The organism is Nocardia sp. NPDC019323 (genome assembly GCF_044389845.1).
In the GTDB taxonomy this organism is placed as follows: domain Bacteria; phylum Actinomycetota; class Actinomycetes; order Mycobacteriales; family Mycobacteriaceae; genus Nocardia; species Nocardia implantans.
Window position 1 is genome coordinate 76,669 of sequence record NZ_JBIRYN010000002.1, and the last position, 16,690, is coordinate 93,358.

At 69.9% G+C, this 16,690-nt stretch carries 9 protein-coding genes; 4 read left to right on the plus strand and 5 right to left on the minus strand.

Features of this window, described 5'->3' with window-relative positions:
- Positions 1 to 10: 10 nt before the first annotated feature.
- Positions 11 to 3,592 carry a protein kinase gene (locus ACH49X_RS07860; RefSeq protein WP_357207012.1) on the minus strand — a complete coding sequence of 1,194 codons (3,582 nt, stop codon included), beginning with the start codon at positions 3,590 to 3,592 and terminating at the stop codon, positions 11 to 13.
- Between the two features lie 399 nt (positions 3,593 to 3,991).
- Between ACH49X_RS07860 and ACH49X_RS07865 the strand changes: the two genes are divergently transcribed.
- Positions 3,992 to 4,474 (plus strand): MarR family transcriptional regulator, encoded by a 483-nt coding sequence (locus ACH49X_RS07865; RefSeq protein ID WP_357207014.1) that lies wholly within the window; start codon positions 3,992 to 3,994, stop codon positions 4,472 to 4,474.
- Here the strand turns inward: ACH49X_RS07865 and ACH49X_RS07870 are convergent.
- The 4 genes from ACH49X_RS07870 to ACH49X_RS07885 form a co-directional block, all read right to left on the minus strand.
- Positions 4,471 to 5,568 carry an esterase-like activity of phytase family protein gene (locus ACH49X_RS07870; RefSeq protein WP_357207016.1) on the minus strand — a complete coding sequence of 366 codons (1,098 nt, stop codon included), beginning with the start codon at positions 5,566 to 5,568 and terminating at the stop codon, positions 4,471 to 4,473. The genes ACH49X_RS07865 and ACH49X_RS07870 overlap by 4 nt on opposite strands.
- A gap of 114 nt (positions 5,569 to 5,682) precedes the next feature.
- Positions 5,683 to 7,833, minus strand: a complete 2,151-nt coding sequence (locus tag ACH49X_RS07875) for a 3-hydroxyacyl-CoA dehydrogenase NAD-binding domain-containing protein (RefSeq protein ID WP_323124471.1) — start codon at positions 7,831 to 7,833, stop codon at positions 5,683 to 5,685.
- A 114-nt stretch (positions 7,834 to 7,947) separates the two neighbouring features.
- Positions 7,948 to 9,162: an acetyl-CoA C-acetyltransferase gene (locus ACH49X_RS07880; protein ID WP_195079794.1), complete on the minus strand. Its 1,215-nt coding sequence runs from the start codon at positions 9,160 to 9,162 to the stop codon at positions 7,948 to 7,950.
- 327 nt (positions 9,163 to 9,489) lie between these two features.
- Positions 9,490 to 12,357, minus strand: coding sequence for a DNA polymerase III subunit gamma and tau (locus tag ACH49X_RS07885; RefSeq protein WP_357207018.1), 2,868 nt, complete (start codon positions 12,355 to 12,357; stop codon positions 9,490 to 9,492).
- A gap of 408 nt (positions 12,358 to 12,765) precedes the next feature.
- Here ACH49X_RS07885 and ACH49X_RS07890 point away from each other — a divergent pair, with 408 nt between their 5' ends.
- The 3 genes from ACH49X_RS07890 to ACH49X_RS07900 all read left to right on the plus strand — a co-directional run bounded on the left by ACH49X_RS07890 (position 12,766) and on the right by ACH49X_RS07900 (position 16,641).
- Positions 12,766 to 13,629: a hypothetical protein gene (locus ACH49X_RS07890; protein ID WP_324722332.1), complete on the plus strand. Its 864-nt coding sequence runs from the start codon at positions 12,766 to 12,768 to the stop codon at positions 13,627 to 13,629.
- Positions 13,630 to 13,708: 79 nt separating this feature from the next.
- Positions 13,709 to 15,955 (plus strand): MMPL family transporter, encoded by a 2,247-nt coding sequence (locus tag ACH49X_RS07895; RefSeq protein WP_357207019.1) that lies wholly within the window; start codon positions 13,709 to 13,711, stop codon positions 15,953 to 15,955.
- Complete coding sequence (locus tag ACH49X_RS07900) at positions 15,952 to 16,641, plus strand: TetR/AcrR family transcriptional regulator (protein ID WP_195079792.1); 690 nt, start codon at positions 15,952 to 15,954, stop codon at positions 16,639 to 16,641. The genes ACH49X_RS07895 and ACH49X_RS07900 overlap by 4 nt, the downstream gene beginning before the upstream one ends.
- Positions 16,642 to 16,690: the final 49 nt, after the last annotated feature.

The following is a 16,690-nucleotide window of genomic DNA, read 5'->3' on the forward strand; positions in this document are numbered from 1 at the left end:
CCCGGTTCGTTCAGTAGATCTTGCTGCCCGCCTCGTTCAACAGTTCGTCCAGGAACGGGGCGGGCAGTTCGATGTCACCGACCTGCGCCGAGGCGGGCAGGTCGGTGCGCAGCACGCGCAGGATGCCGACCACGCCGGGGCCCGCGTCCAGCAGCGGCCTCGTCCAGCCGAGGTCGGCGCAGGTCGCGACGGCGGGCAGCAGCAGGTTGGTGGCCTCGCCCACCCAGCCCGCGGCGGCCAGGCATTCCGCGAGCAGCAGCGCGGCGTCCAATTGCGCTCGGGGGCGGTGCTTCTGGCGCGTGTGGTCGTAGAGCGCGCGAGCGCGGCGCACGGCGCGATCGTCGGAGCCGAGCCGGTGGTCGGCGAGCAGCGCGCGGATGACGGCGAGTTCCTCGGCCTCCGCGGTGAGCAGGGCGGCGCCGGTCAGCCGGTGCGCCGCCTGCAACGGCGTCGACTCGCTGAGATCGGTGTACCGGCGGTCCGCGGCCTCCAGCGGCAGCCCCAGACGCAGCCGTTCGGCCCTGATGTGCGCGGACAGCCGGGGCAGGCGGTTGTCGGCGGCGATGCGCGCGCCCTCGTCCAGCCGGGTGGCGGCGGTGAACAGGTCCCCGCGAACCGCCTTGACCCGGGCGCCGACGACGAAGGTGGAGATCAGGAAATCCACCGGTCCGACCCGGGTGACCAGCTGGTGGCTCTCGTCGAGCCGCCGGTCGGCGGTGTCCAGATCGCCTGCGCGGTAGCTCATCTCACCGAGCAACGCGGCGGCCACGCGCATCGCGTGCGAGCGCGGGCCAGAGCGCTCTCGCGCGGAATCCCACGCCTGCTGGAAACAGCGGGTCGCGGTGGCGACGTCTAGTTGTTCGTAGGCGGCCGCGCCTTGGCCGCAGCGGCCGAACACCAGGCCGAGCGAATCCTTCGAGCGTTCGTGATACTCCTCGGCCCATTCCTGGATCTCGCGCGCGCCCTCGAAGTCGAATCCGCACAGGCGAACGAAGGAGGTGAGGTTCGCCGCCGTCGAGACCGTCCACGCGGGTAGATCGTCCGGCTCCCGCAGACAGTCGGCGACCCGGTCCAGCACGCCCTCGGTATGGTCGCGCGCGATCTGATCGGCGGCGGCGAGCACGGCCGCCTGGCAACGCTGCACGCGCACGTCGGCATCGCCGGTGGCGCCGCGGGCCAGGATGTTCGACAGCCTGCCCAGCGCGTTGCGCGCCGCGCCGGACTGCTGGAGGTTGACGTTCGCCCTCGCCACCGCCATCAGCAACTTCGAGCGCGAGGCCACCTGCTGCATCGGCAATTTCGACACGCTGCCGAGCAGGGTGGCTAGGCGGGAACCGTCGATCAGATCCATCCCGCCGCCCTCGAGCAGGTCCAGCGCCATCTTCAGGTCGGTCGCCGCCAGCGCGTGGTCGACCGACTTGCGCAGCAACTGGTGTTCGGCGTACCAGCGCGAGGCCTTGCGGTGCAGCGACTTCAGCTTTCCGGGGTGGACGCGCTCGAGCCGGGTCCGCAGATGCTCGGCGAACAGCGGCTGCATCCGGAACCACTCGGGGTCGTGCTCGATGCGCCGCAGGAACAGCTCGCGCTGCTCGGCCTGCTCGAGCAGCTGTTCGGCGTCCGGCTCCCCGGACAGAGCGGCGGCGAGCGAGCCGCACACCCGTTCGGTCACCGCGATCGACATCAGGAACTCGAGCATTTTCGGTTCCAGGGTGTCCAGAACGTTCTCCGCCAGGTATTCGCGGATGCCGTGGTTGCCCTCGGAGAGGGTGGCGATCAACTGGGCCGGGTCGGCGTTGCCGCGCAAGGACAGGCCGACCAGCTGGATGGCCGCAGGCCAGCCGTCGGTGGCGGTGTGGATCTCGGTGACCTGCTCGGGCGTCAGGTCGAACCCGTTGCGATCCACGAGAATCTGACGGGTTTCGGCTTCGGTGAGGCGCAGCGCGGCCGAGCCGATCTCGACCAGTTCGTCGTGCACCCGCATGCGGCTGGTCGGCAGGCCGGACTGCTCGCGGCTGGTCACCACGAAACGCAGGTGGTGGCAGCCGTTGTCCAGCAGGGCCTCCATCGCGCGATGCGCCCCCGCGTCGGTGATCCGCTGCCAGTCCTCGACGATCACCACCACCGTCTTGCCCGCCGCGTGAATCTCGTCGATGAGGGTGGGGATCACGAAGGCGGCGGCGTCGGCGGGCCGCTCCTCCAGCACCTGTTCCAGACCGGCGCCGACCTCGGGATGCACCCGCCGGATCGCCTGGATCAGATGGGCCAGCAGCCAGATCTCGTTGTCGTCGTCGCGGTCGATACCGATCCACGCGACCGCGACATCGCCTTCGGTGAGCTCGGCGCGCCACTGTGCGGCCAGCGTGCTCTTGCCGAAGCCCGCGGGCGCGTGGATCACCGCCAGCCTGCGCCGCCCGCCCGCCCGCAGGATGTCCAGCAGCCGCGGGCGCGCTATCGGCTCGCGCGTCGGCGTCGGCGGCCGGAACTTGGTCACGGCCGTCGGCGGCGCCGTCGGCACGGCCGTCGGATGCTGGGAGACGGCGGGCCGCAGCGTCAGCGGCCAACTGCGCCGCGCGGTGACCGCTGGACGCGAGCCCGTCCATGCCATGGTCGGATCGCCGACGGCGGCCGGGGTGGCCGGCTCCGGCTCCGGCGTGGTCTCCAGCAGGGCCATCTCGTCCGGCAACTGATCGTGTCCGCGCTGCACGGTGCGCAGCATTTCGCCGAACTCGTAGGCGCTGGCCGGACGATCCCGCGGATTCGGCGCCATGGCCTGTTCGATGACAGTGGCGACATCCGGTGGAATATCCTGTTCCCGCAGATCGGGCACCGGCTGGGTGGTGATCCGCAGGAACTGCGCGACCACCCGTTCACCCGCCTGCCGCTCGAAGGCCGCGTGCCCGGTGAGCAAGGCGAACAGCGTCGAACCGAGGCCGTAGACGTCGGAGCGGACGGTCGGCTCGTCGCCTTTGAGGACCTCCGGCGCGGTGAACGCGGGCGAACCGGTGATCATGCTGCTCGACGTCCGGAAGCCGCCCGGGATGCGGGCGATGCCGAAATCCGTCAGCTGCGGTTCGCCGTAGCCGCTGAGCAGCACATTGGCCGGTTTCACGTCACGGTGCAGAATCCGGGCGCGGTGGGCGCTCTCGATGGCGCCCGCCAGCTTGACCCCGGCACGTAGCGAATCCGCCCACGTCAAGGGGCCTTGCTCGCGAATCAGCTTCTCCAGCGACCCATGGGTGCAGTACGGCATGACGATGAGCGGCATGCCGGTCGGCGTCACGTCCACCTGGAGTATGTCCACGATGTTCGGGTGGCCCGACAGCCTGCCCATGGCCTGTTCCTCACGCAGGAACCGCTCCCGGCTCTCCTGGTCGATCTCCGATGGCAGCACCTTCACCGCGACCACACGGTCCAACGCGGTCTGGACGCAGCGGTAGACCACCCCGAATCCGCCGCGCCCGATCTCCACCGCACCGGACAGGCCCATCGCCTCGAGTTCGTCGGCGATGTCGACGGGCGTCTGCCGCTGCGTCTTCGCCTCGGCCGCAGAAGATTCCGGGCGCACCCGGCCCGAACGCGTCTGTGGATTCATGTGATCACCTCGAACACTCACATCGAATCGGCGACATCGGCGACCAATTCCGCGCCGGCTTCCGGACGCCGGGTCCGATATGCCTGCGCATACTCCAACGTAGCGCGGCCCGGTATCACGCGGGTGACGTTTCCGAACAGGTCGGGTGTGTTCCGCGTCCGCGTGTTCCGCGCCGCCGATCGTTCCGATCGGAACTCGTTGACCAGCGCGAAAAGGACGCTCCGGCGCACCTTTGCGAGTGCCGTCTCGAGTGTGACCATCGCCACGTCGGGTCTACCCGTGCGGATGCCCGGAGCAGTTGGGGCCAAGCACGCCGCCCATGATAGGTTACTTCTTAGGAGAGCTTTCTTCTTTACAGAACTCTCTTTACGAAAGAAGACGTTAGGTGCGGAGGAAACCGTGTCGACATCTGAACCCGGCCAGGAGTCCGCGGCGCGCGGCGTCCGCTCGGACGCCAGCGAGGTCTACCGGCGCTATCTGAGCGCGGTGATGCTGCACGGACAAGCGGGGGCGCGGGCGGTCGATCTCGGCGCCACCGATCTCTACGCGCTCAACATCCTCGAACTGGCCGGCCCGATGACGCCGGGCGAACTCGGTGCGCGCAGCGGACTGACCACCGGCCCGACCACGCGGCTGATCGACCGCTTGGAGGACGCGGGCTATGTCCGCCGCGCACCCGTCCCGGGCGACCGTCGCAAGGTGATCGTCGAATTGATCGGCAAGCCCGCCGATCTCGACGAGGTGCTCGCCCCCGCGCGGCAGCGCATCGGCGAGATCATCGGCGGCTACACACCCGAACAGCGCGAGGTGCTGTTCGACTACTTCACCAGGGCGGCCGCCGCGTATCAGGCCGCCGCCGAGCAGCTGCGGCCGACGGATTAGGCCACCGCGAGGGCGATGACCTGGGTGATCTGGCGGCTGTCGAAATTGTCGTCGCTGACCAGCACCAACGTCCGCTCGCCGGACGGCAGGCGCGGACCCCAGGTCATGCCCTCGACATTGTCGACGGCGGGGAGTCCGACGTCGTCGAGATCCACCAGCAACCGCTTGGCCGCCGGGCGAGCCGCGCCGATCGGGGCATCGATGATGTTGGTCGCGGCGCTCAGGTCGGCCTCGTAGAGGCGGATCTTGTTGGGCGTCCCCGGCGAGAAGGATCGTTCCAGCACAAGCACTTTCGCGGGGTCGAGCGGATCGGCGGCGAGGATGGAGGCGATCCCGTTCGATCCGCGACCTGGCTCCGGCCGCGACTCGGCGAAGACCGGGTCCAGCGGATACGCGTACTGGGCCAGCACCGGCCCGGATCGAGCCTGGACGGTGATCCGAGTGAGAGACCCGCTCGTCGTAGTCGCCGCAGGACCGTCCGGCAGCAGCGACTCTTCCGTCGCGGTGGCGAACAGTGTGCCGCCCGCGAGGAAGGTCGCGCCCTCCAGCGCCTGATTCTGGCGCGGCCCTGAGCCGGGGAGCATCCGCTCGTTCTCCGGAATAGGGAGCTCACCGGCGTAGGAGCCGTCCGGGTGCGCGATCCGCACCGACGGGTCCTGCAGCACGGCGCCGTCCCGCTCACCCTCTTGCGTCCAGTAGTAATCGCCGGCCCACGGGTCCACCCGGATCTCCTCGGGGTCCACCGACATCGGCGCGTAGGGCACGCCCGCCGCGGTGAGCAGCGGCCGGGTGCCGGTGAACGTCACCGGCCCGACTCCGCCCTCGCCCACCTCGAAGCGCGCGGTGTAGTACCGCGCGGGGTTCTTGTTCGATCGGTCGTCGCTGATCAGCACGAATTCGCCGGTACGCGGCGAGTAATCGATGCCGGAGAGGCCGCCGACGGCGGTGCCTGCGAAATTCACGCCCGATGCGACGACCTGCTCGCCCAGCAAGCGCACCGATGGCGCCGCCCCCGGATCGGCAACCGCCACCGGGGCCGAGGCGAGCGCGAGGGCGCAACTGGCGATCAGAGCATGGCGACTACGTCTCGGCACGTCTGCCAACTTATCGCGCCGAACGGACGCGAAGATTCACGGGCGGGAACACAGCGGAAGCCCGCCACCGCGAAAAGCGATGGCGGGCTTCGCCGCTGCGTTTGCGTCGCGCGACTACTTGCGCAGCGAGGCCGGAACCTCGAAGCGCTCGCCGTAGGTCTTGGCGAGGTAGTCGGCGCGCTCCACGAAGGCCTCCTGGCCACCGGGGTAACCGACGATGAACTGGTGCACACCACCGGTCCAGGCCGGGAAGCCGATGCCGAAGATCGAGCCGATGTTGGCGTCGGCGGTGGAGGTGAGCACGCCCTCGTCGAAGCACTTCTGGGTCTCGATCGCCTCCGCGAACAGCATGCGGTCGATCAGATCCTGCAGCGGGACACCGAAGTCCGCCGTGGTCTTGAAGTGCTCACGCAGGCCGGGCCACAGACCGGTGCGCTTGCCGTTCTCGTCGTACTCGTAGAAGCCCGCCTTCTCCAGGCGGCCCGGACGGCCCTCGGCCACCATGTAGTCGATGACGTCCTGCGCCGGGTGCCGCTTGCTGCCGAGGGTGGTGTCGCCGGACTGGGCGGCCTCCTCGGTCTCCTTGGCGATCTTCTGCATGAGCTTCATGTTCAGCTCGTCCGACAGCTGCAGCGGCGCGGCCGGGTAGCCCGCCTGCAGACCGGCCTGCTCGATGGTGGCGGGCTCGATGCCCTCCTTGAGCATGGCGATCGCCTCGTTGACGAAGGTGCCGATCACGCGAGAGGTGAAGAAGCCGCGGCTGTCGTTGACGACGATCGGGGTCTTCTTGATGGCGAGGGTGTAGTCGAACACCCTGGCCAGCGCCTCGTCCGAGGTCTTCTCACCCTTGATGATCTCCACCAGCGGCATCTTGTCGACCGGCGAGAAGAAGTGGATGCCGATGAAGTCCTCCTGGCGCTTCACGCCGGTCGCGAGACCGGTGATCGGCAGGGTGGAGGTGTTCGAGCCGAGCAGCGCGTCGGGGGTGACGATGTCCTCGATCTCCTGGAACACCTTGTGCTTGAGTTCGGTGTTCTCGAAGACGGCCTCGATGACGAAGTCGACGCCGGCGAAGTCGGCCGCGTCCGCGGTCGGCTTGATCCGGTCCAACAGCGCCTTGGACTTCTCCTCGGTGGTCTTGCCCCGGGAGAGGGCCTTGGCCTCGATCTTCTCGGAGTAGTTCTTGCCGCGCTCGGCCGCCTCGATCGAGACGTCCTTCAGCACGACCTCGTAGCCCGCCTTCGCGGAGACGTACGCGATGCCCGCGCCCATCATGCCCGCGCCGAGCACGCCGACCTTCTTGATCTCCTTCTTCGGCACGTCCTTCGGACGCGAGCCGCCGTTGTTGATCGTCTGCAGGTCGAAGAAGAACGCCTGGATCATGTTCTTCGCGACCGGGCCGGTGAGCAGGTGCACGAAGTAGCGGGACTCGATCAGCGACGCGTTGTCGATGTCGACCTGCGAGCCCTCGACCGCGGCGGACATGATCGCGCGCGGCGCGGGCATGTTCGCACCCTTGATCTGCTTGCGCAGGTTCGCGGGGAACGCGGGCAGGTTGGCCGCGAAGGCCGGGGAGGACGGGGTGCCGCCGGGGATCTTGAAGCCCTTCTTGTCCCAGGGCTGCACGCCGGCCTCGGGGTTGGCCTTGATCCACGCCTTGGCGGCGGGAACCAGCTCCTCGATCGAGCCGACCAGCTCGTCGATCAGGCCGATCTCCTTGGCCTTGGCCGGCTTGTTGCGCTGGCCCTGCAGCAGCACCTGCATCAGGGCGTTCTGCAGGCCGAGCATGCGCACGGTGCGGATGATGCCGCCGCCCGCGGGCAGCAGGCCGAGGGTGGCCTCGGGCAGACCGATCTGCGAACCGGGCACGTCCGCCGCGATGCGGTGATGGGTGGCCAGCGCGATCTCCAGGCCACCGCCGAGCGCCGCGCCGTTGATCGCGGCGACGACCGGCTTGCCCAGCTGCTCCAGGCGACGCAGGGCGCTCTTGATCTCGGTGAGCTCCTCCATCAGCGCCTGGGCGTCGTCCGGGCCGACCTTCATCATGTTCTTCAGGTCGCCGCCGGCGAAGAAGGTCTTCTTCGCGGAGGTCAGGACGACACCGGTGATGTTGTCCTTCTCCGCCTCCAGCCGGTCGACGGTGGCCGTCATCGACTTCTTGTACAGCTCGTTCATCGTGTTGGCGCCCTGGTTCGGGTCGTCCATCGTCAGCACGACGATGCCGTCCGAATCCTGCTCCCAACCGATCATGTTGGTTTCGCTCACAGCTCTGTGTCTCCTAAGTGAATTGGCGGCGTTCGCGGCCCTACGTGGTTACGCAGGCTGCCGCCTCCGGGCCTGACGCTCACGCCGCGTGAATTCTCAGCTGTCGGTTGGGGCTCAGACCCGCTCGATGATGGTGGCCACGCCCATGCCGCCACCGATGCACAGGGTGATCAGCGCGTAGCGGCCGTTGCGGCGCTCCAGCTCGTCGACCATGGTGCCGGTGATCATCGCGCCGGTCGCGCCGAGCGGGTGGCCCATCGCGATGGCGCCGCCGTTGACGTTCAGCTTCTCGTCCGGGATGTTCAGGTCCTTCTGGAACTTCAGCACCACGGAGGCGAACGCCTCGTTGATCTCGACCAGGTCGATGTCGTCGAGGGTCAGGCCCGCCTTGGCCAGCACCTTCTTCGAGGCCGGGGTCGGGCCGGTCAGCATGATGGTGGAGTCCGCGCCGCTGGTGGCGGTCGCGACGACGCGCGCACGCGGGGTCAGGCCGGAGGCCTTGCCCGCCTCTTCCGAACCGATCAGCACGAGCGCGGCGCCGTCGACGATGCCGGAGCTGTTGCCGCCGTGGTGCACGTGGTTGATCTTCTCGACGAAGTGGTACTTCTGCAGCGCCACCGCGTCGAAGCCGCCCATCTCACCGATCACGGCGAAGGAGGGCTGCAGCTTGGCCAGATCCTCGGCGGTGGTGCCGGGGCGCATGTGCTCGTCCTTGTCCAGCACGACGATGCCGTTCTGGTCCTTGACCGGAACGATCGACTTGGCGAAGTAGCCGCCGGTGGTGGCCTTGGCGGCCAGCTCCTGCGAGCGCACCGCGTAGGCGTCGACGTCGTCGCGGCTGAAGCCCTCGATGGTGGCGATCAGGTCCGCGGAGACGCCCTGCGGGACGAAGTAGGTGTCGTAGTTGGTGGCCGGGTCCAGCGCCCACGCGCCGCCGTCGGAGCCCATCGGCACGCGCGACATCGACTCGACGCCACCGGCGATGACCAGGTCGTCGAAGCCGGAGCGCACCTTCTGGGCGGCGAGGTTGACCGCCTCGAGGCCGGAGGCGCAGAAGCGGTTGAGCTGGAAGCCGCCGACGGTGTCGGGCAGGCCGGCCACGGTGACCGCGGTACGGGCGATGTCCGCGCCCTGGTCGCCGACCGGCGCCACCACGCCGAGGATCAGGTCGGAGATCCGGTCCTCGTCGAGGTTGGGGAAGCGGCCGCGCAGTTCCTGGATCAGACCAACAGTCAGGTCGATCGGCTTGACCGAGTGCAGCGAGCCGTTCTTCTTGCCACGGCCGCGCGGAGTGCGGATGGCCTCGTAAATGTAGGCCTCTGTGGTCATGGAGTGTTCCTTCCTCAATTGCGGCGGCCGGACGTTCGTCCGTCCGAGCGCTCCTGTGCGGTCGGCCGGTACGTTCGTCCGTCCGAGCGCTCCTATGCGGCGACACCGCGGGTGCGGTATGGCTGCGGCTGACCTCGCCGACCGGCCTTGCGGCCGACCGTTCCTAACGCTGTACAAAACCAGGCAGGCAAGGACGAACGCACGGCCAGGTCGCCCGTACGCCTGGGCATACCATAGAACGTCGGCGTACCGAAGCTCCCGGCTACCCGTCCATACTACCGTGGAGTGCGAACTCCGGTTAACTTAACGTCGTGAGAGCGGTGGTTGTCAACCATCCAGCCGTGTGGCACCAAGCTCACTCTTCAGCAATTCGAGGGCGACCTCGTCCGGGTCGCGCCGGTCGCCGGGAGCCACCGGATCGGCCGCGGCGGCCATCATCTCCTGCTCCTCTTCCGGGGTCGAGGCGGGAATGACCCGGGCCCGGTCCCATTCCAGGTCGGCGGCCGCGACGTCCGCACTCGGCGCGGCGTCGTAGCGCGGATAGTCCGCGGGGCCCGGGTCGTCGGGTAGGTCGGGGTAGTCGGGCGGCGGGATGTCGTCGTCCGCCGGATACGGGCGCTGATCGGCGCCGCCGGGCCGGGAACGCCCCGCGCCGCCCGCCTTGTCGGCGTTCTTCGCCTGGCTCGGGCGGGAGAAGCGAGGCGCGGGCGCGGCAGTTCCGCGGCCTGCCGCGTTGCCGGATTCACGTCCCGGCTGATTGGCCGCCTGCCCGCGGGTCCGGTTCGCGGCGGCGCCCGATCGGGGAGCCGGGGCCGGCCGTTGCGGCGCGCCACCCGCTTCCCAGCGCACCTCGTGGTCGCGGCCGAGCACGGCACGCACCGCCGACCGGACCGCCTCGAGATTGCGCGGATCGGACAGGCGCTGGGCCAACGGCGCGTGCTGGTGCGCGAAGACGATCACCTCGCCCTCCACCCGGGCGACCGACGCACCGGCGAGCATCGCCTGCACGGCCGCGCCGAACTCACGCACCTTGGCGCGAATGTCCGCCCACGCGGATTCCACCTCGCGCAACAGATCACCGCTCGGCACGGGAGCGGGCCCGTCGGCAGGCTCCGGCGCGGACGTGTTGGCAGCCGGTGCGCCGGATCGATCCCGGTCGGCCTGCCCGGTGACAGGAGCCCGGGCGGCAGAAGACTCGACGGCCTGATCGCCCCGGGCCGCGGCATCCCGCGCCGCACCGGAGTCGGCGTCGCCGTGATCACGCCGGGCCCCGATAGGCGACCCCGCACCGGAGTCGGCAGCACCCTGATCACGCCGGGAGGCCAGATCGGCGGTAGGCGACGCTGCCTGCGCGCCCGCGACCCGAGAACCCGTTGCTTGCGCCGACGGCCGCCCGGCGTCGGAAGGACGTTGCGCCGCTGCCGATTCGGGAGAGTCTGCGCGGCTCGCTGCGTCACCGGCCGGCCCGAAGGGCGCGGGCATGGAGCCTGGCGCGTCGGCCGTCCCGACCGTCGAGGCACTCGGCTCAGCGGTCGCGCTCGACCCTCCCGCCGACATCCTCCCGGCCGACCCACTGTCGAAGAGCGCAGCGGACTCCGGTTCCAGAACCGGAACAACCGGATCCGTGCCGCCTTCCGCCCCCGCAGCCGACGCGATCGAGGCTGCGGAGGGCGCACCACCGGCAGGCGTCGGCCGACTCGCGGGTTCCCCGCCACCGGCACCGGGTCCACTACCTGGCGCCGCGACACCGGAGCCTGCCGCGCCGCGCACTGGCCCGTCACCGACCTGCGCTGAGCGCTCAGCGGCGTCAGCGGACGATCCCGCGGCGGACACCGGCCCCTCTGGACCACCGCTCTGCGACGGACCGCTCGCGGGAGCGCCGCCACCAGCTCCAGCCGCACCTCCCGACTGGCCGCGGTTCTCGCGACGAATCGCGGCCAGCGCCTCAGCGCCCCGGCGACGCGGCGGTTCCGACGGCGCACCGGCCGCCGATGACGGCGCGGGAGCGGACGACGCGGCGGAAGCCGGCGCGATGCAACCACCGGCCAGACCGCGTTCGAGCCGTTCCAGCCGTTGCAGGGTGGCGGATTCCGCGTCCGACACCGAGGGCAGCAGCATGCGCGCGCAGACGACTTCGAGCAGCAGTCGCGGCGCGGTGGCGCCGCGCATCTCCCCGAGACCTTCGTGCAGCAACTGGGCGTAACGGGTGAGCGTGGCCGAACCCAATCGCTCGGCCTGGCCGCGCATCCGGTCGAGCACGTCGCCGGGGCCGGTGACCAGGCCGCGTTCGGTGGCGTCGGGCACCGCTCGCAGCAGGATCAGGTCGCGGAAGCGGTCGAGCAGGTCGGCGGCGAAACGGCGCGGATCGTGACCCGCCTCCATCACCCGGTCGACGGTGCCGAACAGCGCGGCGCCGTCGTCGGCGGCCAGCGCCTCGACCGCGTCGTCGATCAGCGCCACGTCGGTGACGCCGAGCAGCGAGACCGCGCGGGCGTACGTGACGCCCTCGGGGCCCGCGCCCGCGAGCAGCTGGTCCAGCACGCTCAGGCTGTCGCGCGGCGAACCGCCGCCCGCGCGAATCACCAAGGGGTACACCGCTTCTTCGACCGGCACGTGCTCCTGCTCGCAGATCCGCCCGAGCAGCCCGCGCATGGTGGCGGGCGGCAGCAGCCGGAACGGATAGTGGTGCGTGCGCGAACGGATGGTCGGCAGCACCTTGTCCGGCTCGGTGGTCGCGAAGATGAAGATCAGGTGGGCCGGCGGCTCCTCGACGATCTTGAGCAGCGCGTTGAATCCCGCCGTGGTCACCATGTGCGCCTCGTCGACGATGAACACGCGGTACCTGGACTCGGCGGGCGCGTAGAAGGCGCGATCGCGCAATTCCCTGGTGTCGTCGACGCCGCCGTGGCTCGCGGCGTCGAGTTCGATGACGTCCAGGTTGCCCGGGCCGCCCGGCCCGAGCGCCACACACGACGGGCAGGTGCCGCACGGCGTCGAAGTGGGCCCATCCACGCAGTTCAACGAGCGGGCGAGAATGCGCGCGGAGGACGTCTTGCCGCAGCCGCGCGGACCGGAGAACAGATAGGCATGACTGATCCGCCCCGTGTCGAGCGCGGTACTCAGCGGGTCGGTGACGTGCTCCTGACCCACCACCTCAGCGAACGTTGCCGGTCGGTACTTCCGGTACAGAGCCACGGCCAGAGGTTACCGGCGACCACCGACAATGCACATTCCCGCCTACCGCCCCGGTCAGCGGCCCACCGGACCCCAGGAATGTGATGCACGTCACAACAGACGCACTGTCTTCTTCAGTGGCCGACCGGGATATGCATAACAGCAACCTCAGAGCTATCGCTCATGCTGCACGGGCGAATACCGGACGCACCCGCCGCGGCATCCCGGCTGGGCCGGAAAAGATGGACTCACACCCCGATTTACCTCGACTTTTTGGAAATAACGAAACCGTCACCATGGGTGACATAGACGCAATCGTCTGGCTAACGTGGCAGACGGCAACTTCGGTAGCCAAACCTTCATCAGGTTGGTGACCCCGGCCGGTCCCTCATCCCGACCGGGGCACAACCAACAAAGCTCGGCCCACGGGTGACCAGCGCCAATTCCCCCACTTCCACCGGAGGATTGTCCACCGTGTCGTGTGACGACATCGCCGCTGCCTGGCTGTCCAGCACCGATTTCGCCGGCGACCGCTCCGCCGTCGCCCTCTTGAGCCGCGCCATCAGTCCCCAGGAGTTCGCGATCAAGCGCGACTCGCTGCCGGTGACCGCGGCCGCCGATCCCGCCACCGCCGCCGCCATCCTCGAACTCCTCGAACGCGGCCAAGTGCCCACCATGGCGGCGATCCGCACGCTGACCGCGCAGAACGAGATGCGCCGCGAGGCCGAGCGCATCGAACGTCTCGGCCGCCGCGCCCAGCGCAGCATCGACGACTTCGGCCGGGTGCTCGCCAAACTCGCCGACGCGCACTGGACCGCGCACGGCTACGGCCCCACCCGCCGCGACGTGCTGTGCACCGAGCAGATCATGACGCTGATCCGCACCCGCGTCGGCAATATCGCGCCGTCGGCGGTCAAACACCTCTGGCTCATCGAGCGGGCCCAGCGCGCGGGGTGGATCGCCTCCAACGCCAATCCCCGGTCCCTGTGCGCCGGGCGGCGCTTCTACGCCGCCCAGTACGGCAATCGGGTCTCGCTGCGTCCCGTGAACACCATCGGCACGGCGATCGCCACCTATCTCGCGGACTACCAGGCCGAACACGGCCGTCCGCCGCGCTGGTCGGTGGTCGCCCAAGAACTGCGGGACGACCGGGGCCGCCGGATCTTCCACAACACCGCAGACGCTCGTGCGCAGCAACTGTGGCTGACCACCGCGGAGTGGGTGGAGATGCGCGACGACCTTCCCGTGCCCGGCCGAAGAGGTCTGCGGGCGATCCGCAAGTCCCGCGGCTGACCTCGGGCGCACCGTGGCAGTCGACACCATAGGTTAACGGCGTTACTCTAACGCCGTTAACCTAGCGAGCGGAGCCGCGATGCTGACCCGGATAGCCCGATTCATCACCCGATCTCCGCGCGCCGTGCTGGCCGCCGCGCTCGCCGTCGCCGTGCTGTGCGGCGTCTTCGGCGCCACCGCGCCCGCGCACTTGAAATCCGGCGGGTTCACCTCCGAGGACGCCGAGTCCGCCCGTGTCGCCCGACTGATCGCGGACAACTTCGCCGGCGCGGCGCCCAACTTCGTCCTGCTGGTCAGCTCGGACGCCGGTGCGGAGGATCCGGCCACGAAGGCGGTCGGCGCCGGCCTGGCCGACGCGCTGAAATCCCGCGCGGATGTGCAAGGCGTCCAGTCGTACTGGACCACGCCGCAGCCGCTGGCGAACGCGTTGCGCAGCACCGACGGCAAGAGCGCCCTGGTGGTCGCCTACATCGACGGCGACGAGACCCAGGTGCAACAGACCGCGAGCGAACTGGAACGGCAATTCGCCGGCGAGGCGAACGGCATCACGGTGCGGCAGGGCGGCATCGCCGCGATCTATCACGACGTCACCGAGCAGACCACCCGCGACCTCGCCCTCGCCGAGGGCGTCGCGGTGCCGCTGTCGATGATCGTGCTGGTCCTGGTGTTCGGCAGCCTGGTCGCCGCGTCCCTACCGCTGGCCATCGGGGTGTTCGCCATCCTGGCGACGCTGGCGCTGCTGCGCATGTTCACACTGTTCACCGACGTCTCGATCTACGCGCTGAACATGACCACGGCGATGGGCCTCGCGCTGGCCATCGACTCCAGCCTGTTCATCGTCAGCCGCTTCCGGGAGGAACTCGCCAACGGCCTGGATCCGGCCGCGGCCACCGTCCGGTCCGTGCAGACCGCGGGGCGCACCGTGCTGTTCTCCGCGCTCACCGTCGCGCTGTCGATGGCCGTGCTGAGCGTGTTCGACCTGTACTTCCTCAAGAGCTTCGCCTACGCGGGCGTCGCGGTGGTCGCCGCCGCCGCGCTCGCGTCGATCGTGGTGCTGCCCGCGGCGCTGGTGCTGCTCGGCCATCGGGTGAACTCACTCGACCTGCGCGCTCCGTTGCGTCGCCTGTTCGGTCGCGGCGCGCCCGCGCCCGGCCCGCAGGCGCCGGAGGACACCGGCTGGTACCGGCTGGCCGAATGGGTGATGCGGCACGCGGCGCCGGTCGCGGTCGCGATCATCGCGCTGCTGCTCGCGCTCGGCGCGCCGTTCCTTTCGGTGAAGTTCGGCTACCCCGACGACCGGGTGCTGCCGGACTCCGCCGCGAGCCGCCAGGTCGGCGACGCCCTGCGGACCGAGTTCCCGCAGGCCGATCCGGTCGCCAGCACCACGATCGTGCTGGACGGTTATCGCGGCGACAGCGCGGCTCTGGGCGGATACGCCGCGGAACTGTCCAAGGTGCAGGGCGTGCCTGCGGTGCTGTCCGCCGCGGGCGTCTACGTGACCGGCGCGCGAGTCGCGCCGCCGCCGCCCGGAATGAGCAACGACACCGGCACCTACCTGAGCGTCGCGACCAAGCTCGATCCCTTCTCGCCCGCCGGTGACCGGCAGCTGAAAGCGATCCGGGCGATCCCCGCTCCGGGCGACGCGCTCTACGGCGGCGCCGCGGCCGCCAACGCCGACTCGCTTGAGGCACTGGCCGCCCGGCTACCGCTCGCCGCCGCCTTGATCGCGCTGGCGACGTTCGTCGTGTTGTTCCTGTTCACCGGCAGCGTCGTGCTGCCGATCAAAGCGCTCGTGCTGAACACGCTGTCGTTGGCCGCCGCGTTCGGCGCGATGGTGTGGGTGTTCCAGGAAGGCCACCTGTCCGGCCTGCTGGGCTTCACCGCGGTCGGCTACTTGGTGCCGACCATGCCGATCCTGATGTTCTGCCTGGCCTTCGGCCTGTCCATGGACTACGAGGTGTTCCTGCTGTCGCGGGTGCGCGAGGAGTGGCTGGCCACGCACGACAACACCCGCGCGGTCGCGATCGGCCTTGCCCGCACCGGCCGCATCTTCACCGCCGCCGCCGTGCTGATGGCCATCGTGCTCGGCGCCCTGGTGACGGCGAAGGTGTCGTTCATGCAGCTGCTCGGCCTCGGCCTCACGCTGACCGTGCTGGCCGACGCCACGCTCATCCGCGGCCTACTCGCGCCCGCGCTCATGCGCCTGCTCGGACCGGCCAACTGGTGGGCGCCCGCCCCGCTGGCCCGGCTGCACGCCAAGATCGGGCTGACCGAAGGCGAGGAGGACGCCGCCGCACGCCCGCTGGAAACCGCGGGCCGCGCATGATCGGTGGCAGGCGACCGCGCTCGCCCCGCGGTTCCGGAGCCCAGCTGCGCGAGGAGATCCTGCGGGCCACCGCCGAGTTGCTCACCAGGACCGGGCACGCCGAAGCCGTCTCGATCCGGGCGGTGAGCAAGCTGGTCGGGGTGAGCGCGCCGTCGATCTACCGGCACTTCGCCGACAAGGACGAGCTCATCGAGGCGGTGGTCGCCCAGGTCTTCGAAGACCTCGCCGACGCGATGCGGGCCGCCACCGACACCTCGACCTCCCCGCTGACCCAGCTGCACGACCAAGGCATGGCGTATATCCGCTTCGCCCTCGAGCATCCCGAGCAGTACCGGCTGGCGACCGCGCCCACCGAGACCGGAGGCGCGGTGGACCAGGTCCTCACCAGCGGGGCTTTCCAGCATTTCGCGGCCACGGTGCGCAAATGCATGGACGAGGGGACGATCGCGCCGCGCGACCCGCTGCCGATCGTGCTGGAACTGTGGTCGGTGGGCCACGGCATCGCCTCCCTGCTGCTCGCCAAACCCTTCCTGCCCTGGGGTGACGCGGAAGCGACCGCGTCACGTGTGATGGGCGCGGCATGCATCGGCTACACCGTGCTCGACCTGGTCGGCGCGGATCCGCCCACACCGGACGCCGTGGCGGCGTGGCTGCGGGGTATTCGCGAGGACCGACCCTCCCCTTGACCGATCGGCCGTCGGCCCGCGAGCGACCATTCGGTAACCTCGCAGCGCA

Bases quoted from the DNA above. Each gene is read 5' to 3' on its own strand.
- ACH49X_RS07880 (WP_195079794.1), bottom strand. From the start codon at position 9,162: ATGACCACAGAGGCCTACATTTACGAGGCCATCCGCACTCCGCGCGGC.
- ACH49X_RS07895 (WP_357207019.1), top strand. From the start codon at position 13,709: ATGCTGACCCGGATAGCCCGATTCATCACCCGATCTCCGCGCGCCGTG.
- ACH49X_RS07900 (WP_195079792.1), top strand. From the start codon at position 15,952: ATGATCGGTGGCAGGCGACCGCGCTCGCCCCGCGGTTCCGGAGCCCAG.
- ACH49X_RS07860 (WP_357207012.1), bottom strand. From the start codon at position 3,592: ATGAATCCACAGACGCGTTCGGGCCGGGTGCGCCCGGAATCTTCTGCG.